General features: G+C 62.8%; 14 protein-coding genes and 4 pseudogenes. 5 read left to right on the top strand and 13 right to left on the bottom strand.

The genetic code is table 11. From position 1 onward, the window contains the following. Positions 1-36: 36 nt before the first annotated feature. From RGI145_RS23565 to RGI145_RS23575, 3 genes are all read right to left on the bottom strand, one after another. A complete protein-coding gene (locus tag RGI145_RS23565) occupies positions 37-1,146 on the bottom strand; it encodes an S-(hydroxymethyl)glutathione dehydrogenase/class III alcohol dehydrogenase (protein ID WP_075800958.1) in 1,110 nt (369 codons plus the stop codon). A gap of 418 nt (positions 1,147-1,564) precedes the next feature. After that, complete coding sequence (locus tag RGI145_RS23570; protein WP_075800959.1) at positions 1,565-1,855, bottom strand: metal/formaldehyde-sensitive transcriptional repressor; 291 nt, start codon at positions 1,853-1,855, stop codon at positions 1,565-1,567. A 291-nt stretch (positions 1,856-2,146) separates the two neighbouring features. Further along, entirely contained in the window at positions 2,147-3,136 is a 990-nt protein-coding gene (locus RGI145_RS23575; RefSeq protein WP_075800960.1) for a zinc-dependent alcohol dehydrogenase family protein, read from the bottom strand. Between the two features lie 96 nt (positions 3,137-3,232). Between RGI145_RS23575 and RGI145_RS23580 the strand changes: the two genes are divergently transcribed. Next, entirely contained in the window at positions 3,233-3,853 is a 621-nt protein-coding gene (locus RGI145_RS23580) for a TetR/AcrR family transcriptional regulator (protein WP_075800961.1), read from the top strand. A gap of 165 nt (positions 3,854-4,018) precedes the next feature. Here RGI145_RS23580 and RGI145_RS23585 read toward each other — a convergent pair. Beyond that, positions 4,019-4,428 (bottom strand): annotated as a pseudogene (locus tag RGI145_RS23585) (aldo/keto reductase); the annotation flags it as partial. A 46-nt stretch (positions 4,429-4,474) separates the two neighbouring features. Between RGI145_RS23585 and RGI145_RS23590 the strand changes: the two are divergent. Continuing rightward, positions 4,475-5,429: pseudogene (locus RGI145_RS23590) on the top strand (IS5 family transposase). 295 nt (positions 5,430-5,724) lie between these two features. On the opposite strand, the gene RGI145_RS23595 reads toward RGI145_RS23590, so the two are convergent. The 9 genes and pseudogenes from RGI145_RS23595 to RGI145_RS23635 all read right to left on the bottom strand — a co-directional run bounded on the left by RGI145_RS23595 (position 5,725) and on the right by RGI145_RS23635 (position 14,230). Then, positions 5,725-6,864, bottom strand: coding sequence for a glutathione-independent formaldehyde dehydrogenase (locus RGI145_RS23595; RefSeq protein ID WP_075800962.1), 1,140 nt, complete (start codon positions 6,862-6,864; stop codon positions 5,725-5,727). 159 nt (positions 6,865-7,023) lie between these two features. Continuing rightward, positions 7,024-8,239 (bottom strand): annotated as a pseudogene (locus RGI145_RS23600) (IS3 family transposase). Between the two features lie 58 nt (positions 8,240-8,297). After that, a pseudogene (locus RGI145_RS25960) lies at positions 8,298-8,453 on the bottom strand (IS66 family transposase zinc-finger binding domain-containing protein); the annotation flags it as partial. 46 nt (positions 8,454-8,499) lie between these two features. Next, a complete protein-coding gene (locus tag RGI145_RS23610) occupies positions 8,500-10,053 on the bottom strand; it encodes an ISL3 family transposase (protein WP_075800945.1) in 1,554 nt (517 codons plus the stop codon). Between the two features lie 1,215 nt (positions 10,054-11,268). Beyond that, the gene (locus RGI145_RS23615) at positions 11,269-12,075 is read right to left on the bottom strand and encodes an IS5 family transposase (protein WP_075796883.1); all 807 of its coding nucleotides are present in this window, start codon (positions 12,073-12,075) and stop codon (positions 11,269-11,271) included. A 251-nt stretch (positions 12,076-12,326) separates the two neighbouring features. Further along, positions 12,327-12,806, bottom strand: a complete 480-nt coding sequence (locus tag RGI145_RS23620) for a phosphate-starvation-inducible PsiE family protein (protein WP_075800963.1) — start codon at positions 12,804-12,806, stop codon at positions 12,327-12,329. Between the two features lie 115 nt (positions 12,807-12,921). Beyond that, positions 12,922-13,413: an Hsp20/alpha crystallin family protein gene (locus RGI145_RS23625; protein ID WP_075800964.1), complete on the bottom strand. Its 492-nt coding sequence runs from the start codon at positions 13,411-13,413 to the stop codon at positions 12,922-12,924. Positions 13,414-13,433: 20 nt separating this feature from the next. Next, on the bottom strand, positions 13,434-13,832 hold the full coding sequence (locus tag RGI145_RS23630; protein ID WP_075800965.1) for an Hsp20/alpha crystallin family protein: 399 nt from the start codon (positions 13,830-13,832) through the stop codon (positions 13,434-13,436). 14 nt (positions 13,833-13,846) lie between these two features. Continuing rightward, positions 13,847-14,230, bottom strand: coding sequence for an Hsp20/alpha crystallin family protein (locus tag RGI145_RS23635; RefSeq protein WP_075800966.1), 384 nt, complete (start codon positions 14,228-14,230; stop codon positions 13,847-13,849). A gap of 209 nt (positions 14,231-14,439) precedes the next feature. Here RGI145_RS23635 and RGI145_RS23640 point away from each other — a divergent pair, with 209 nt between their 5' ends. The 3 genes from RGI145_RS23640 (at position 14,440) to RGI145_RS23650 (ending at position 19,730) form a co-directional block, all read left to right on the top strand. Further along, the gene (locus RGI145_RS23640; protein WP_237183362.1) at positions 14,440-14,910 is read left to right on the top strand and encodes a MarR family winged helix-turn-helix transcriptional regulator; all 471 of its coding nucleotides are present in this window, start codon (positions 14,440-14,442) and stop codon (positions 14,908-14,910) included. A 16-nt stretch (positions 14,911-14,926) separates the two neighbouring features. Next, positions 14,927-16,759 (top strand): ATP-dependent zinc metalloprotease FtsH, encoded by a 1,833-nt coding sequence (gene ftsH / locus RGI145_RS23645; protein WP_075800967.1) that lies wholly within the window; start codon positions 14,927-14,929, stop codon positions 16,757-16,759. A gap of 64 nt (positions 16,760-16,823) precedes the next feature. Continuing rightward, positions 16,824-19,730 (top strand): ATP-dependent Clp protease ATP-binding subunit, encoded by a 2,907-nt coding sequence (locus tag RGI145_RS23650; protein WP_075800968.1) that lies wholly within the window; start codon positions 16,824-16,826, stop codon positions 19,728-19,730. The last annotated feature ends 57 nt before the right edge of the window (positions 19,731-19,787 follow it).

Here is a 19,787-nt window from a genome sequence, read left to right on the forward strand (position 1 = left end):
TGTCTGGTGTTGCCAGAGGCGCTTTGGATCGGCGGGTCAGTAGTGAATGACCGTGCGGATCGACTTGCCTTCGTGCATCAGGTCGAACGCCTCGTTGATCTCCTCCAAACCCATGGTGTGGGTAACGAACGGGGCCAGATCAATATCGCCTCTCATGGCGTCCTCGACCATGCCGGGGAGCTGTGTACGTCCCTTGACGCCGCCGAAAGCGGACCCCTTCCAGACGCGGCCCGTAACGAGCTGGAATGGACGGGTGGAGATTTCTTCGCCCGCGCCGGCAACGCCAATCACGATCGACTGACCCCAGCCACGGTGCGCTGATTCAAGCGCGGCGCGCATGACGTGGACGTTGCCGATGCACTCGAAGGTATGATCGATGCCCCAGCCCGTCATCTCGATCAGCACTTGCTGGATGGGCTTGTCATGGTCCTTGGGGTTGATGCACTCGGTCGCACCGAACTGGCGTGCCAGCTCGAACTTGGACGGATTGGTGTCGATGGCGATGATGCGACCCGCCTTCGCCTGGCGCGCACCCTGAATCGCCGCGAGGCCGATGCCGCCTAGGCCGAACACGGCGACCGAGTCTCCGGGCTGGACCTTGGCGGTATTGTGGACTGCGCCGATGCCGGTCGTGACGCCGCAGCCGAGCAGGCAGACATGCTCGGGGTTTGCCTCGGGATTGATCTTGGCGAGCGAGACTTCGGCGACGACAGTATATTCACTGAAGGTTGAACAGCCCATGTAATGATAGAGGGGCTGACCATTGTACGAAAAGCGGGTGGTGCCATCGGGCATCAAGCCCTTGCCCTGCGTTTCGCGGACAGCGACGCACAGGTTGGTCTTGCCCGACACGCAGAAGTCGCACTTGCCGCACTCGGCGGTATAGAGCGGAATCACGTGATCGCCCGGCCTGACGGTGGTGACGCCCTCACCGACCTCGACAACGATGCCCGCGCCCTCGTGGCCTAGAACCACCGGGAAAACGCCCTCCGGATCATTACCCGCCAGCGTGTACGCATCGGTGTGGCACACGCCGGTGTGCGTCACCCGGATGAGCACTTCGCCCTTCCGGGGTGGGGCGACATCAATCTCGACGATTTCGAGTGGCTTGCCCGCCTCGAAGGCTACAGCGGCGCGAGATTTCATGTTGGGATGCCCTCGTTGATTGAAACCGATTGCCGGTGCGCGGCCGTTGCGCCATTGAAAATTCGTCGACGCTCTGATACTGGCAGGGAGTATCTTTACGATACTCCATGCCAGTATGCAAGAGGCGTCCGAGTGAGGATGTCAAACCAGAGAAGGCATGTGGGGGTGGCTTCGCTTCGCAGGCCTCCACCTCTGTGTCGCAAACAGCCTGCGACCCGCCCATCGATCTTGAAGGGCCCATCGATCCTGACGCCGTGAAAAACGCCGGAGAAGACGCTCGTGCTCGCTACGCCGACAACAAAATCGAGGGCCGGAACGCCAAAAGGCTGCGTTCTGTTGAACGGCACCGGGTGGCAGGACACGAGGCTTTCGCTCTAACTGCGGAAAAGCAGGGGCAAGAAGAAGATCGCTGAAGTCGTTACTTAAGATATGTACGCAAAATCTTCATTACGCCCTCCACCTCGTCATCGTGATCGCCGTTCTCGCTTTTGACGGCCGGATCTGCACCGGCACCGAATGTTTCCCTAAGGTGACTCTCCATCACTTCTGCCATCAGTCCATTTATCGCGCCTCGCATGGCGACAATTTGCTGCAGCAGGGGAGTGCAATCGGCCCCGGCTTCGATCGCGCGTTCCAAAGCGTCCGCCTGGCCCTTGATACGCCGCAAGCGTGTGATGGCTTGCTTCTTGTCCTCTGGTGAATGTGGCATCGCGCTTTCCCAAGAGATCGCTTCAGCATACTATACGGGGGGGGGGGGAGTTTCGATCCTGTCCAGAGACTGGCGCTTCTGTAATCAGGCGAGGTTCCCCGGCCATTTTCGAAATTTGCCCCCTCCGATCGGGCAGGCATAGCCGACATGTTACCCTGAGACAGGTCTGGCACGCGGAGGAGGAGCGGTCATGCTTTCAAGCCTGCGCCACAAGCAACGACGGCATGGGCGCTGAGGGTCCGACCCTGTGTCCGGAGGGGGAGCCATCGCTCGCTCCCCCAGGTTTGCCGGTTAGATCGTAACGACGACCTTGCCAATCTGGTCATTCGATTCGAGGAAGCGGTGTGCGTCTTGGATGGCGTCGAGCGAGAAGGTGCGCGCGATCCGCGGCTTGAGCGCGCCCGATTCCAGTCCCGCCACAATGAACGCCTTGGCGCGATCGAGGGCGGCGTCGTCCGAGACGATCTCGCTGTAGAGATAACCCTTGAGCGTGAGGCTCTTGCCCAGCACGGAGAACAACGGGAACGGCGTCGGCTCGCCGCTGAGCGCGCCATATTCAAGCAGGATGCCGCCGCGCGCCATGCTCGCGGTCAGCGGCTCGAACGACGGGCCTCCGACCGGGTCGAGCACCACGCGCGCACCTGCACCATCGGTTATCTCCATCACCTTCGCTAGCAGATCCTCTTCCCCGGTCGCGACGACATGATGTGCACCGGCATCAAGCAGGGCCTGGCGCTTGGCGCCGGTACGCGTCGTCGCGATCACCGTCGCGCCGACCATCCGCGCAATCTGGAAGGCAGCAAGACCGACGCTGCTGGAAGCAGCGGTGACGATGACGAAATCGCCCTCGCCGAGCTTCGCCTGCTCCACCAGCGCACCCCAAGCGGTGACATACTGCATCCACACGGCCGCCGCTTCCTCGAACGACAGCGCCGCCGGATGCTTGACGACGAGGCGGGCGGGCACGTTGGCAACCTCGCCATAGGTGCCCCAGCGCGCGATATCGAGCGGGGGGATGAGGCTGACGGCTTCGCCTTCCGCAAACCCGGTCACGTCCGCACCGACCGCGCCGACAATACCGGCAGCCTCGTAGCCGAGGCGGCTCGGGAACTCGGCTTCCTGAAGGTAGGCATGGTTGCGGAACATCACTTCGGCGCGGTTTATGCCTATCGCCTTGACCGCGATCTGCACCTCGTCGGCCGCGGGCGCGGGCACTGCCACATCTTCAATCTTGAGGACGCCGGCGTCGCCATATTCGTGGATCCGAACGATGCGGCTCATGGACCATTCCTTGATTATTGAACGATCGTTCTGTATCGATGTCAGCGATGAGGTTCAAGCTATTATTTATCGATCATTCCATATCGGGCACCAGACATGACAGACACGAAAGCCCGTCGTGGCGCAGGCCGCCCTCGAGAGTTCAGCACTGACGCTGCGCTCGACAAGGCGGTACGGCTGTTCTGGCATCGCGGCTACGAGGCGACGTCGATGGCCGATCTGGTGGCGGAGACTGGCGTCGCCGCCGCCAGTCTCTATGCGGCGTTTGACAACAAGGCGGGGCTGTTCGCGGCGGTGATCGAGCGCTACGCCGCGACGTTCAGCGTCCACCTCTATGAACCCATCAACGATCCGGCGTTGTCCACCTTCGAGGCCGTCAAAGGCCTGCTGGAACGAGCGGCGTCATCGTTCTCGGAACCTGGAACGCCGGCCGGCTGCTTCATGTATTCGGCAGCCGCAGCCGTGTCGCCGGCGTCCGCCGCCATCGAATGCCTGCTGCGCGACAAGCGTATCGCGGCGGAGGCCCTCCTGATCGAGCGTTTGCATCGGGGCGCCGCGCAGGGCGAGCTTGCGGCCGATACTGATCCGGCCGTCCTAGGCAAATTCATCAATACGGTCATGGAAGGCATGTCCGCTCAAGCGCGCGACGGCGCTACGATCAACGAACTTCTCTCCATCGCGAAAATGGCACTCGATCGATGGCCGGCTGCGGTGTGATCGTCCAGGCGAGATCGTCCTCGGTGTTCTTGCAACAAACATCTGTCGACTTACAGCCGAACCCAGTCCGTATGCCCGAACTGACCTGACCCCCGCCTTTCATCCAGCGGCAACCAGAGACTGACCGGTGTTGAGCTGCTACCCGTTCTTGGATCACCTGGCTGCCCAGTGCCGAATCTTTCCTGCCGATTTCAGCGCCTCCAAAGCCTCCACTGTCTCAGCGAGCGGCACCGATCCCCGCCAGTGGAGGAGGTAGAGGTCGAGCCGATCGGTGCCGAGCCGCTTCAGGCTCGCCTCGCACGCACCGAAAAGGCGGGAGCGGGATGCGTTCTGTGGAAATGCCTTGCTGACGAGGAACAACTGGTCACGAAGGCTGCCCAGCGCCTCACAGATCAGCGTTTCCGCCGCACCATCGCCATACACTTCGGCGGTATCAATGAGCGTCATGCTCAGCTCGACACGGCGCGTAGAGCGGCGATCTCATCGGATCGCTGCTCGGGACGTTCCCCCATCTTCCAGGTGCCTTGCCCCATAGACCGAACGACTTCCGCACTTGGCAGCGTCACGCATTTCATCTGCCTTCGCTCGGCCTTGTTGCGTAAATCTTGCTGGTAGGTCGGCATGAGCAATGCAGTGGCACAGGGCGGACGCCCGAAGACGCAGTACCGGACAAGGAACTGGCGGGAGTACGACCGGGGCCTGATCTCGCGCGGGGATCTAGCGGTGTGGATCTCGCCTGACCTGGCCTGGCATGCTGCCGAGGGCACAGGGCGGCGGGGGCGGCCACAGGTTTTCACGGATACGGCGATCCAGACGGTGCTGACTCTGAAGGTGCTGTACCAGCTCCCGCTAACGAGCCGCGCAGGGAATGGCGGCGAGCCTGATCCGGCTAGCTGGGTTGGACTGGCGGACGCCTCACTACAGCACCCTCTCGCGGCGGCAGAAGGACCTCACGGTCGTCATCCCCTATCGCCTGCGGGGCGGGCCGCTGCATCTGGTCAACGACAGCACGGGGCTGAAAGTACTCGGCGAGGGCGAGTGGAAGGTGAGGAAGCACGGGGCCGACAAGCGCCAGGTCTGGCGCAAGGTGCACCTCGTGATCGATGCCGACAGCTACGAAGTGCGAGCGGTCGAGATGACGGACCACCGGCACGGAGACGGCGAAATCGTGCCGGACCTGCTGGCGCAGTTGCCGGAAGAGGATCCGATCGGGGTGATCAGCGGCGACGGGGCTTACGACACCCGGGGCGTCTACGAGGCCTCCGCGTCCCGTGAGGCGGCCCTGGTTGTGACACCGCGCCGCAATGGCAAGCAGTGGAAGGCGCGAACCACCGGCTCAGCGGAATGCAGCGAAAGCCTACGCGCCATCCAACACCTCGGACGCCGTCTCTGGAAGCGTTGGAGCGGCTACCATCGCCGCAGCCTCACCGAGACGGCCATGTCGCGCCTCAAGCGCCTGGGTGAGCGGCTGTCAGCCCGTGATCCTGCCCGTCAGACCGCCGAAGTTCAGATCCGCTGCGCCATCCTCAACACCTTCAACGCCCTTGGTATGCCCGACACCGTCGCTATGGCTTGATCAAACCATCAAAAGACCAAGTCTCGTTCTCACATTGATTTCCGCAACAGCGCCGATACAACCACACGCTGCGAACCAGCTCCGATAAAAACTCGTCCTGTGATGACCAGCAGCGTAATTCTGCCCATCCCATGGTAGCGAGCGCATTAACGGCGATCTCAAGACGGGGCATAAGGGCGTGCAATTGTTTATCTGGCGGCAGGATCGCATGTCCCTCAGCAGGTGACACGCAATCCCACCGCGTACGCACCTACCCATAGAGTAGGTGGCATCAAAGTCTAGGAACCATCAAGCTCTAGGCTGCAGGCTTTAGTACGACCTTGGTCCAACCGGTGTCTCGCGCATCGAAGTGCTTGTAGGCGTCGGGCGCTTCGTCAAGCGAGAGACGGTGCGAGATGATCTTCGACGGCGCAGCCTTGCCGACATGGATCAGGTTCATCAAGCGACGGTTGTAGTGCTTCACGTTGGCTTGACCGGTTCGGATCTGCTGGCCCTTGAACCAGAAGGCGCCGAAGTCGAACGCCATCTTGCCCTCCTTCGCCAGCGGATCGTTGGAATTCGGATCCTCCGGCACGAACACGCCGACAACACCGATCCCACCAGTCGCTTTGGTCGAGGCCACTAGGTTGTTCATAGTGACGTAGTTGGCTTCGTTGCCGTGCTTGTCACAGCACTGGTAGCCGACGCACTCGCAGCCGCGATCAGTGCCAAGACCGTTGGTGTGGTTGAGTATTTCTTCGACCGGATCACACCTGCGTTGGTCTATTGGAATCGCGCCCAGCTCGCTGGCAAGCTTCAAGCGATCGTCATGTGCGTCGACCACGAACACTCGCGAGGCGCCCTTGATCAATGCGGAGTAGGCGGCCATCAGCCCGACCGGACCGGCCCCATAGACCGCGACAGTCTCGCCGGGAAGCACGCCGGCGAGTTCGGTCGCGTGGTAGCCGGTCGGCAGAATATCGGAGAGCATGACGTAGTCATCCTGCTTCTCCTCCGCGTCCTCGGGCAGAGACAGGCAGTTGAAGTCGGCATAGGGCACGCGCAGCAATTCGGCCTGCCCACCCTGGTACGGACCCATTTCGGCAAAGCCGTATGCCGCACCGGCGCTGCCAGGATTGCAGGTGAGGCAGAAGCCGGTCAGGCCCCGCTCGCAATTGTCGCAGAAGCCGCAGCCGATGTTGAAGGGCAGGCAGACCCAGTCACCCTTCTTGATGCGGTCTACAGCCGAGCCGGCCTCGACCACCTGTCCAAGGTTCTCGTGACCGAAAATGCGGCCGGTCTCGAAGCTGGTGCGGCCCTCGTACATGTGGAGATCAGAGCCGCAGATGTTGGTGGTGGTCATACGGACCACCACGTCGGTCGGCTTCTCGATCCTGGCATCCGGCAACCTACTGACGCTGACCTTACGCGGTCCTTCGTAGATGACTGCCTTCATCACATGTGCTCCCTGGTTCTGCGCGCAGACGCTACAGCCAAATGGCTCAGGAGACACGGCCCACGTGAACACGATGCAGTGCGCCGGATCGACGGGAAACTTAAATGCTCAACCAATCGACTCTCAGCCCTCTGATCCTCCACGACTTCTGTGGACGGGTTACGCTACGTTTGCTGCCTGCCGTTCTGCCTGGTCTGGCGTGCGGTAGTCCAGAGCCGAATGAAGGCGCTGTCGGTTGTAGAAGCCCTCGACGTAGGAGAACAGGTCGCGCTTGGCCTCATCCCTGGTGGCACAGGCCCGGTGATGCACCAGCTCGGTTTTCAGCGTATGGAAGAAGCTCTCCATTGGCGCGTTGTCCAGCGGGTTGGCCCGCCGGCTCATCGACGGGATGATGGCTGCTTTGGTCAGCGCCGCCTGGTAGTCACCGCAGGCATATTGGACGCCGCGGTCGGAATGTTGGATCAGGCCAGGCACTGGGACGCTGGCGCTGGATGGCCATCAGCAGCGCCGAGGTCGCCAGCTCGGCCCTGAGATGGTCGCGCATGGACCAGCCCACGATCTTACGGGTTGTGCAGGTCCATGATGGCGGCCATGTACAGCCAACCTTCAGCTGTCGGAATGTAGGTCAGGTCTGCCAGCCAGACTTGGTTCGGCCTGCTGGTGGTGGAGAACTTGCGTTCCAGCAGATTGGGAGCGACCGGGAAGGCTTGGCGGGTGTCGGTGGTTTGCACGCGGCGGCGCTGGGCGACAAGGCCGCGCACGCCATGCCGCCGCATCAGGCGCTCGATCCGTCCACGTCCAACCTGTCGCCCCTGCGCCCGCAAGGTGGCATACACACGGGGACTGCCGTAACGGCCACCGCTGTTGGCATGGGTCTGGCGGATGTCGGCCAGCAGGGCACAATCCTCGACGGCGCGCTTGCTATCCGGCCGCGACCGCCAAGCGTAGTAGCCGGCGGTCGAGATCCCCAGCACGCGGCACAACGGCTGGACCGCCCAGACATCGCGGCAGTCCTCGACCACACGAAACTTCATCTCAGTGGCCCCGCGAAGATCGAAATGGACTTTTTTAAAATGTCCCGCTCCATGCGGAGCCGGTCGCACTCGCGCCGCAGCCGCGCGATCTCGGCAGCCTGGTCGGCCGTCGGGACCGGCAAGGGCTTGAGGGAGGTGGCAGCTGCAGGCCGCGGCACCTCGGTCTTGCCACCGCCGGCGCTATACTGGCGCACCCACCGGCACAACGGCGTCGGGTGCAGGCCGACCTCGCCCGCCACCGCCGTCGGCGTGCGCCCGCTACCGACCACCATATCCACGACCTGGCGCTTGTAGTCCTCCGTATAGGAACGTGGCTTGGCCCTCGTCGCCTGCTGATCCATTGAACACCTCCAGCTCAAAGCTTGCCTCTGGGTGTCCACGGAAACCAAGGAGGATCAGGTCGGCGTATTTGGCCACCAGCACATGGGCGAGCAGCCCCGCCGTGGCGCGGCCGCGGCGGATCGGCAGGCTGGGCGCCGGGGCCTGGGTGACTGCCTCGCAGCCGCGGCAAGAGAACTTCGGCCTGACATGCCGGAGCACGCGGAACCGGCCTGGTGTGGATCGGCATGGAATAGGGGCTCTGACGCAATTTCGATGGCGGTCATCGGCCTGCTGCTATGACGCGGGCCTGGAGCAGGTCGAGATTCCCTCTGCCATACATCTGGCGTTTGACCACCTTCAGCTTGTTGATCTGCCCCTCGGCTTGGGCGTTGGACCAAGCGGAGGAAATTGCGGCTCGGACGGCGACATGATCCCGGGCGAGCCCGCGCGCGAACGGGGCCAGGAGGCTGGCTGCCGCCCTGTCGAGCCAGCCATCCAACGCGGCCTCATGTTTTCGGCGGATCAAGGCGTGAAAGGCTTCGACGATCTCCCGCGCCTGGACCAGGGTAGGCACCGCGGCTTCGATAGCAGCCACCGTCACAGTCTGCGTCTTGGACAGGCTGTCACGCGCCATGGTCATCAGGCGTGCCACGGTGCGGGCCGACGGAACACGGCTCAGCCCCTCGACGTTGACCTGCTCTGACCGGCGGCGACGCGTCGCCCACTCTGCGACCACCCGCAGCGAGCCGTGGAAGCCGAGATCGCGAAGCTCGCGCCACAGCGCGGCGCCGTTGCGGACTCCAGCCGCCCAGCGCGCGTCCAGCCAGGGGAGGTGTGCGTCGAGCGAGCTTTCCCGCGTGCGGAACACATCCGCGCGCTGGCCGCGCAGGATGCGCCGCACCGTTCCGCGGCTATGACCGGTGCACCGGACGATCTCCTTGATCGCCTTGCCCGCCTTGTGCAGCGCCAAGACCGCGGCGTTGGCGTCCTCACGTCGGAGATAACCCTCGTACTGGAGCTTCTCCGCCGCGGTCAGCAGCCGGGGGTCGACCGTGGTGGCGCCGATAGCCGCGCGCACCTGGCGCATGCAGGCTCGGGTCGCGGCCAGAAAAGCCTGGCTGGCGTTCTCCATCAGGTGCCAACGATCGGCTACCTGCATCGCATCAGGTAGCGCCCGTGCCGCGGCCAGGGCGTAGGCGCCACCGCGGTCGCGGGTCACGATCTCGATCTGCGGCTGGCCGGACAACCAGGCCTGCGCCGTTGCGGGCTCGCGGTCGGGCAAGAGGGCGATAGTGCGTCGTCGCTCCAGGTCGCAGATCAGCGTGCCGTAACGGTGGTTGCGCTTCCACGCCCAATCATCGATCCCGACCGCCTGCGGTGGCGTGAACGCTGGGCTTCCACGGCGCCGGACGACCCGCAGCAAGGTGTCGTTGCTGACCGGTAATCGCAGCCTCTGGGCGAAGCTCGCGGCCGGACGGCCGCCAAGCGCCAGGCCGAGGTGGTGGACGATCTCGTCCAGCCGGGCCGTGCGCCGAGCCCATGGCGTCGCAGCCACGAACCGTTCGGAGAAGATGCGGCGGGGGCACAGGGCACGGTCGCAGCGGAACCGCCGGACGAGGAGCTTCAATTCCACAGGACGCCCGCTCAACGGGAGATCGGCCAAGTTCCGAGTGTAGCGGCTGTGCACTCGATGGCTGACGCCACCACAGCCGGGACAGATCCCTGCTACCGTTGATGGTCGCACCGTCATCACCACCGCTGTGCCGGTCTCGTCCACGCTCTCCAGGACGAATCCTGGCGGGATTAAAGCTGCTGGACTGAGGTTCCTCGCCATCCTGCTGATCCCTGACTGACCAGGGAACCCAGCACGTCAACTTCAGCAAAATTGAGTCAGAACCCTGATTCAGTGCCGATTGACAGTCGGGGCGGCGGAGAGTTCTGCATCCGCCAGGAGCAGGCGCGCGGCACGCCGGATCGAAGGTGGCTGCCAAATCTGGTTCTGGACCGATCCGGGCAGGGACGCCCCGGGCTCGCGGCAGCGCCGCTCCGTGGCCCAGGCCCTGACCGCCGAGGGGCGCCCCGGGAAGCCGGCATCAAGCAGCTCCCGCCATAGCCGTGCGGCGTTGTGACAGCCGTCCGTCCAGCGCCGCTCCAGGGTGGCGCAATGGGGATCGAGAGTCCGGACAGGCCGCCGCTCGCTCGGCACACGTGGCCACATCGTCAGGCCGTCAGAGCTCGCCAGGACCTCGCGAACCAGCAAGCCTGGTGGGATCAGGGGCAGTAGTTGCCTGAACATGGGCCGTTCTCACCGCCAGTGACAGACCAGCGCCTCCTGCACCTCCGAACATCCTCCTGCCACTCAGCAGCACGGGATTTGCGGGAGAACCAGTGTCCTCTCGGCGCCTACACTGAACGAGGTCTTCCAGCGTGGACCGCTTCGTTGGGAGGCTTACGCAGAACCGAGGCTCGCGGGGCCCGCAGCGGGCGGTGTGGCTTCGAAGCCCCTGGAGTGGCCATGCGAATGAACTACTCGAGCCACTGTTCGTCGGGCTACGGAGGCGCCGCGGGAAAGCTGTGGCTTCCCCAGACTGGGCCTTGATCTCATGCTCCAGTCTCCCGAGCGCCGCCACGATGCGAGGCAAGTGGGTAGTGCGGATGTTGTCGGCGTCCTTGCCCAATGAATTTGTGTTGGCACCGAACCGGCCATTACATAGTAACCAGTCAGTATTTCTCATACGATATTGCTTGGAGATAGAAATCAACCAGGATAAGACGCTATTTATGCTTTGAAGATACTGCCGAGCCTCCGATCACATGCCTACCCCCTCTGCCACCAATGCTCGCCATAGCCCTCTGCCACCAATGCTCGCCATAGATTGCGCCACTGCTGTCAGAGATCTGGTTAGGCTCGCTCCGAGTCGCTGCAACTCGTCCACACCCCATCGTGTGCACTTTGGAAGCATCACTGTGCACTTTGGAAATTCGACTTGAGAGCGTAGCAGGTTGAATCAACCGGTTAGGAGAGTTTTCCCGTGCACTTTAGAGGCTGTTATGGACCTGCCGCGAGTAGAGCGGCCTGTTTGAGCATGAGGCAGACGAAGGCGACGAGGTGGAGATCGGCAAGGGTGCTGGCGTAGCGCTCATAGTCCTTCACCAGTCGTCGAAAACGTGTTGCCCAGGCAAAGGATCGCTCGACCACCCAGCGCCGTGGCAGCAGCACGAAGCCACGCTTGGCCTCGGGTAGCTTCACCACCTCCAGCTCAATGCCGTTCGCCCTGGCCGCATCAGCCGCCCGCGCGCCGGTATAGCCCTGGTCGACATAGGCCAGTTCGACGCTCTGCCCGGTGGAGGCCTGCACCGCCTGGGCCAGCCGCCCAACCTCGCCACGATCGTCCGCATTGGCGGCGGTCACATGCAACGCCAGCAGATGGCCCAGCGTGTCGACCGCCAGATGCAACTTGGCACCCTGCTTCCGCTTGGCGCCGTCATACCCGGCCCGCGCGCCGCTCTCCGGCGTCGAGCGGAGCGTCCGGCTATCCAGGATGGCAGCGCTGGGCTGGGCTTTGCGGCCAGCAGCCAGGCGCAGGACAGTGCGCAGATCCTCGGCCAGAGCCTCGAAGCAACCAGCCGCCAGCCAGCGCTGCGCCTGCTGATAGACCGCAGCCCAGGGCGGCAGGTCGTTGGGCATCCAGCGCCAGGGCGCCCCGGTCTTGATCACATAGCGCAGGCCGTTGAACACCTCGCGCAGCGCATGCTCGCGCTGTCCGGCGTCCTCCGGCAGCAGGGTCAGGTAGGGCGCAACCAGCGCCCATTCATCATCGGAAACGTCAGAGGGGTACGGCTTGCGGGCACTCATGCCCCACAGCCTGATCGTTACCTACCCACAGGTCCATAACAGCCTCTAGGGTTCAAACCCAATCAGCCTATTAATCGATGTCGCCGTTCCAGATTCACCGCGTTGGTGGATCAAGGGAGGTGAGGATGGCATTGTTCTGGCTGTCGGATGAGGCGCGGGCGGCAATCGAGCCGCACCTGCCGAAGAACCAGCCCGGTGAAGCAGCGCCGACTGCGCCAGATTGAACAGGCGATGGCGGGCAGAGACCACGGTCATGGCGCCACACGGTCCCGGGCTTCGCGCTGGTCCTGATCGCGCACGAGCCAATGGACAACCCCGAGCGCAAGCGCCGCGCCCGCGAGTGCGGCTATCTTGGATGATTCCGTCTCGCCGAGGTCCAGGATGATGAATTTGCGCGCGATGGCGAGGAGCGCGATCAGCACGATCGTGCGGACCTGGAGGATCCCGAAGCTGCGTTCGGTCGCAACAAGAAGGGAGCGCTTGAACTCGAGCGCGATCACCACGGTGAAGATCATGCCAAACATCACCTGGAAGGTGGCGTAATCGAGAGTGTCGAATGCCCCCAGAACCAAGCGGCTCACGACTTCGCGCATCAGCGCCCCGACCGACGCCACGACGATCGCCGCAATGATGACGCTGAGGACGAAGATGACAACTTGCTCGAACTTCTCGTAGAGCGTCATCGCCGACCATTGTTCACGGGTCAGCCCGGATCGTTGCAAGTCTTTCATGATTGCCCCTCGAAAGCCGCCCCGGAGAGATAAGCTCCCCGGGACTTCGCCAGACGGTGCGATATCGCACTGAGCGGAGGGGCCGCCGCAAACCGGCGACACCCAATGTGGCAAATCAGCCGTTCTTGACCTCGATGCGCTTGACCTTGGCCTGCGCCTCGGGAGTCTGGGGCAGCTTGATCGTCAGAACCCCGTTCTTGAAGGATGCTTGCGCCTTTTCGCCATCCACACCGGGGGGGAGCGGAATTGTCCGGTAGATCGCGCCGTAGCTGCGCTCGGAGAGATAGTATCCCGTCTTCTTCTCCTGGCGCTCGATCCTCTTCTCTCCCTTCACGGTCAACATGTCATCGTTGACCGTTACCTCGATGTCCTTCATCTCCATGCCCGGCAGCTCGATCGACACTTCGATCGCGTCGTCGGTCTCGACCATGTCGGATTTGGCTTCGCCGCTGCCCCAGGGCCATTCGAAATGACCGACCCTATTCCAGAAATTCTCGAACACGTGGTTCATCTCGCGCTGAAGCGTCGCGATCGGGTTGTCTTCGCTGCTTTTGGCGTCTGGCGCGCCGTCCTTGCGCGCCCAGGGAATGAGGCCTTTAATCTGCATGACATGGTCTCCTTGGGTTTTCAGGCGCCCTTGACGGCGATCCTTTTCGGCTGCGCTTCAAGGGCTCGGGGGAGCGTCAAAGTGAGGACGCCTCCACGCATCTCGGCTTCAATCGTGTCGGGGTCGAAGTTCTCGGAAAGCGTGGAGGCCCTCTCGAAATCACCCTCGCCATATTCGGCATAGGCAAGTTCCAGGTTTTCTGGCCGCATCGGCTCAACCTTGCCGCAGATCGTCAGCACGCGGTTTTCGAGCGTGATTTCGACCGCATCAGCGGCGACCCCAGGCATTTCGAGCATCATGGAGACACCCTGATCGGTCTCGACGATATCGGTTAGCGGACGGTAGATGCGGCCGCCGCCGGCGGTTTCAGGCGCGTGGGTCGGCGTCTTTTCGGTGGCTTGCGTGATGTCGGTGCTCATCGTTCCAGCTCCTCTCAGGCTGCCTTGATCTCGATTTTCTTTGGATTTTCTGCCTCGGGCCGGGAGATGACGATCCGCAATACGCAGTTCGTCATCCTCGCCTCGACCTTGTCATCCGAGGCCGCGAATGGCAGTCGGATCGCGCGGGAAAACTTGCCATAACCGCGTTCGTTGCGGTGCCAGCGCGCACCTTCGGGAACCTCGGACGCCTTGCGTTCGCCTGACAGCGTCAGGACGTTGTCCTTGACCGCGATCTCGATATCGCCCGGCTCAATGCCAGGGAGTTCGGTAGTAACGGCGACGGCTTCCGCACCCTGCCAGACATTCACTGCCGGGAATGCCGCACGAGACGGCGACGGCCAGAAACCGCGGTCTAGATCGCGCATCATGGCGCGCATCAGCGCAAAGGGGTCGCTGCGGCCAGATATGTCGGATTAGAGCATTGCTGGCCTCCTGTGGCTCAACGACGTCGTGCAGGGAAACACTGATTTCGCGGTTCGATCGCCACGGCAAGAGAGATCGATCCCAAAACCTTTTCAATTCTACGCTCATAATGATACCACGCAAGCATGATTTATGTTGGCACTTCAATCTCTGGTGGCGTCTAATGAAGCTTCGCGATGGCCAACAGATCCTTGGAGGTCAAATGATGATTGCATCCGACCATGCGCTGATGGGGACGACGATCCATCGGGTCGCCCAGCTCATCCAGCAGCGGATCGACGATGAAATTCGTGAGACCGGTCTGACGCGACTGTCGTGGTTGGCAGCCGCCCATGTGGACGAGTGCCCGGGCCTCACGATCGGCGACCTCGCGGCGCGGTTGGAAGTCGGCAGTGCGACAGCCGGGCAACTCGTGGACCGCATGGTGCGCGGCGGCTGGGTTGAGCGTTCGCCGTCATCGAGTGATCGGCGGTCGCAGATCGTTGTACCGACGAGAAAGACGCAAGAAATCTTGCGAGACCTAGACCCCCGACGAGCGGCGTTGCAGGAAGACATCTTACAGGATCTATCAGTCGACGAGAGGCGCGTTCTTCTCGCACTTCTCGAACGCATACGTGCGCGGCTTTCACGCTAGAGGGGCGCGAATCTGTATGGAAAGGAAGACCGAATACAACATCTGGTATTGGGTGGCGGCTGTCATAGCCGTGCTTTTTATCCAGAACCTGATCGCTGGCTGGCAATCCGTCGCTCCCATTAGCTACAGCCAGTTCGAGAAGTATCTCGCTGACGGGAAAATTTCTTCTGTCGCGGTCGGGTCAGACACTATCACAGGCACCTTCGCCGAACCCGTCGACGGCAAGAAGCAGTTCGTGACGACCGTTGTGAATCCCGCAATCCTGGAACGGATAGACCGGTCAGGTATCGAGATAACTGGCGTTCCGCAGAACACTTTTCTCGGCACGCTGATTTCCTGGGTAGCGCCAGCGCTTGTCTTCTTCGGAATCTGGATGCTGCTGTTCCGGAAGTTCGCCGACAAGCAGGGTTTCGGCGGGTTCATGCAGGTCGGCCGCAGCAAGGCCAAAGTTTACATGGAAAAGGAAACCGGCGTCAGTTTCGCCGACGTGGCCGGCGTGGACGAGGCTAAGGCCGAGTTGGAGGAGGTCGTGGAGTTCCTCAAGACCCCGGCAGAATACGGAAAGCTGGGCGCACATATCCCCAAAGGCATATTGCTCGTTGGGCCGCCGGGCACCGGCAAGACGCTTCTCGCGCGCGCGGTGGCGGGTGAGGCGGGCGTGACCTTCTTTTCGATCTCGGGATCAGAGTTCGTCGAGATGTTCGTGGGCGTCGGTGCCGCTCGGGTGCGCGACTTGTTCGAGCAGGCCCGGAAATCCGCCCCGGCGATCATCTTCATCGACGAACTCGACGCTCTTGGGAGGGCGCGCTCCTCCGGCCAGATCGCCGGTGGCCATGATGAGCGTGAGCAGACGCTGAACCAGCTTCTGACCGAGCTCGATGGCTTCGACCCTTCGGTGGGCATCGTGCTCTTGGCCGCCACCAACCGGCCCGAGATCCTCGACCCCGCGCTTCTCCGCGCGGGCCGCTTCGACCGGCAGGTGTTGGTGGATCGGCCTGACAAGAAGGGACGAGTGCAGATTCTTGGCGTTCACATGAAAAAGGTGAAGCTCGCCGCGGACGTCGATGCCGATAAGGTCGCAGCGCTTACTCCCGGCTTTTCTGGAGCGGATCTTGCCAATCTCGTCAACGAGGCAGCATTGCTCGCCACGCGCCGCAAGGCAGATGCGGTGACGATGGACGACTTCAACAATGCCGTAGAACGCATCATCGCCGGGTTGGAAAAGAAGAACCGCGTTCTGAACCCGCGCGAGCGCGAGATCGTGGCGCATCACGAGATGGGGCACGCGCTGGTGGCGATGGCTCTGCCGGGGGTGGATCCGGTGCACAAAGTCTCGATCATCCCGCGCGGGATTGGCGCGCTCGGCTACACGATCCAGCGCCCGACCGAGGACCGCTTCCTGATGACGCGGGAGGAACTCGAGAACAAGATCGCCGTGCTGCTCGGCGGGCGCGCGGCCGAGAAGATCATCTACGACCACCTCTCGACTGGGGCAGCGGACGATCTGGTCAAGGCCAGCGATATTGCCCGCGCCATGGTCGTACCGTACGGGATGGACGAAGACCTCGGGCATGTCAGCTACGACACCGATCGGCCCGGTTTTCTCGGCAGCGGCGACCAGTCGTCCTGGCTGAACCGCCGCTACAGCGACGCCACTGCTGAGCGGATAGACGCGAAGGTGCGCGACATCGTGGATGGCGTGTTCAAGCGCACCCTCACCCTTCTTGAAAGCAATCGGGATCTTCTTGAGCAATCGGCGCAGGACCTCTTGCAACGAGAGACACTGGACGAGACCGATCTGGTGGCAATCGGGTCCAAGGTGAAAAGAACAGAAGCGGTCGCTGCGTAACACTGTCACTTGTGCAGATGATTGGCGGACAACCCTAACTGGATAAAAAGGACGGAGAAGAGAAATGGCAAACGGAGCTTGCGATATTTGCGGTCGCCCGGCGACAGCGCGCGTGCGCGCCTCGGTGAACGGCAGGGTTCAGAACATGGAGCTGTGCGATCAGCACTACCGCGAAATGGCGCGCCGGTCGGGCCGTAGCGCCTCGCCCCTAGAGTCCCTATTCGGACGGAGTTCCCTTCTTGACGAATTCTTTGGCGAGAACGGTTTCGGCAGCCTCTTTGGTGACAGTCCGCTGGGAGGCGGCACGCTCGGCTCCATGGGTGACGGCGATGACGCTGTCGTCGACGCCACTTTCGGCAAGGGCGCGCCGCGGCGTGGATCGCGGCGCGGCGGCGGACGCACCATCGCCGACCGGCTGAGCGAACAGGGCAACAAGCTGCTGCAGAATGCCGCACAGAAGGCAGGGGAATTCGGGCGCAGCGAGGTCGATACTGAACATCTCCTTCTGGCATTGACCTCGTCTGACGTCGTCAAGACGATCCTGGAACAGTTCAAAGTCGATGTGGACGATCTGCGGCGCCAGATCGAGAAGGAAGCGAAGCGTGGAGAGGCAAAGACGGGGAGCGAAATCGGCGTCAGTCCCCGCCTGAAGGACGCGTTGAACCGGGCTTTCATCGCCTCGAACGAACTCGGCCATTCCTATGTCGGTCCCGAGCACCTGCTGATCGGCCTTGCCGAGGAAGGTGAGGGCCTGGCCGCGTCGATCCTGCGAAAATACGGATTGACGCCGCAGGCGCTTCGCCAGCAGGTGACCAAGGTCGTGGGTAAGGGAGCCGAGGAAGGCCGCGTGGCGGCGCCTTCCAGCACGCCCGATCTCGACCAGTTCAGCCGTGACCTCACCAAGCTCGCCCGCGAGGGTAAGCTCGATCCCGTCATCGGCCGCGCCCGCGAGATCGAGACGACGATCGAAGTGCTGGCCCGCCGGAAAAAGAACAACCCGGTGCTGATCGGCGAGCCTGGCGTGGGCAAGACCGCCATTGTCGAGGGACTTGCGCAACGGATCGTTGCGGGCGAAGTGCCCGAGGCGCTGCGCGACAAGCGGCTGGTCGAACTCAACATCAACTCGATGGTGGCCGGGTCGAAGTATCGCGGCGAGTTCGAGGAGCGAGTCCAGAAGATCCTCAAGGAGATCACCGAGGAGAAGGACAGCCTGATCTTGTTCATCGACGAGATCCACACCATCGTCGGCGCCGGCCAGGGCGGTGGCGAAGGTGGTCTCGACATCGCCAACACCTTCAAGCCGGCGCTGGCGCGGGGGGAGCTGAACCTGATCGGTGCGACGACGCTCAACGAGTACCAGAAATACATCGAGAAGGACGCGGCGCTCGAGCGACGGTTCCAGCCGGTTTATGTCGAGGAACCCACGGTAGCTCAGGTCATCATGATCCTGCGCGGCCTGCGCGACACGCTGGAGGCGCACCACAAGGTGACGATCACCGACGAGGCCATCGTCGCGGCGGCCGAGCTTTCTGATCGCTACATCACTGGCCGCTTCATGCCCGACAAGGCGATCGACCTGATCGATCAGGCAGCCGCACGGGTGAAGATCAGCGCCACAGCGCGCCCTGTGGACGTCCAGGAGCTGGAGGCCGAAGCCGCGCAGATCAAGCGCGAGCAGGACTATGCCGCAGCCCGCAAGCAATTCGACCGGGCAGCGGAACTGAAGAAGGAACTCGAGCAGAAGCAGAAGGAGCTTGACGAGCTTCTGGAGATCTGGAAGCGCGACCAGGCTTCGGCGACCGCCGAGGTGCGCGCCGATCATGTCGCGCAGATCGTCTCCAAGATCACCGGTGTTCCGGTCACGGAGCTGACCGCCGAGGAGAAGGACAAGCTCCTCAAGCTCGAGGAGAAGCTGCACGAGCGCGTCATCGGCCAGGAAGAAGCGATCCGCGCCGTGGCCGATGCGGTACGCCTGGCGCGTGCGGGTCTGCGCGAAGGTTCCGGTCCGACTGCGACCTTCCTGTTTCTCGGACCAACCGGGGTTGGCAAGACGGAACTGGCCAAGACCCTCGCCGAGGTGATCTTCGGCGACCAGGATGCGATGATCCGTATCGACATGTCGGAGTATGGCGAGCGCCACTCGGTTGCCCGGCTGGTTGGCGCACCTCCGGGCTACGTCGGATACGACGAAGGCGGGCAACTGACGGAGAAGGTGCGCCGTCGGCCCTACTCGGTCGTGCTCCTCGACGAGATCGAAAAGGCGCATCCGGATGTCTACAACATCCTGCTTCAGGTGTTCGACGATGGCCGCCTGACAGATGGCAAGGGCCGCGCGGTGGACTTCACTAACACCATCATCATCGCCACCTCGAACCTCGGTTCGGACATCATCCAGCGCAACCTCAAGAGACGCGGCACCAAGGAGTTCGACGAGGCAAAGCAGAAGTCCGAACTGATGGAGGTGTTGCGCGGTCATTTCCGGCCAGAGTTCATCAACCGGATCGACGAGATCATCGTCTTCCATTCGCTGAACCAGTCGGAGATCCGCCAGATCGTCGAGTTGCAGCTGAACCGGGTGAAACGGACCGCCCTCGGCCAGGGCATCGAACTCGAATTCGATGTGAGCGTCGTGGATCACTTCGGCGAGGTCGGCTTCCGTCCCGAATTCGGCGCCCGCGAGCTGCGCCGGCTGATCCGGTCGGAGTTGGAGACCGAGTTGGCTCGCGAAATGCTCTCGGGGCGGATCGAGGATGGCGACAAGGTCCGCGTCGCTTGGTCAGCGGACGAACAGAAGGTCGTGTTCGAAAAGATCGCAAGGGACACCGGTGATGACAGCCCGGACGATCAGGCCCAGGCCGGGATCGACGAGTCCAGCGAAGGTGCCGAAAACAAGGCGGACGCTCCGACGCCCGACGTCCCGGTCGACGCCAAGGGTGAGGCGCCGTCCAAGGATGACAAATCCGCCGGGTGACGTTGCGAAGGACTGGCCCGGCGCGATGACGGTCGCGCCGGGCCATTTCGTCGGAGG

Source organism: Roseomonas gilardii (assembly GCF_001941945.1).
In the GTDB taxonomy this organism is placed as follows: domain Bacteria; phylum Pseudomonadota; class Alphaproteobacteria; order Acetobacterales; family Acetobacteraceae; genus Roseomonas.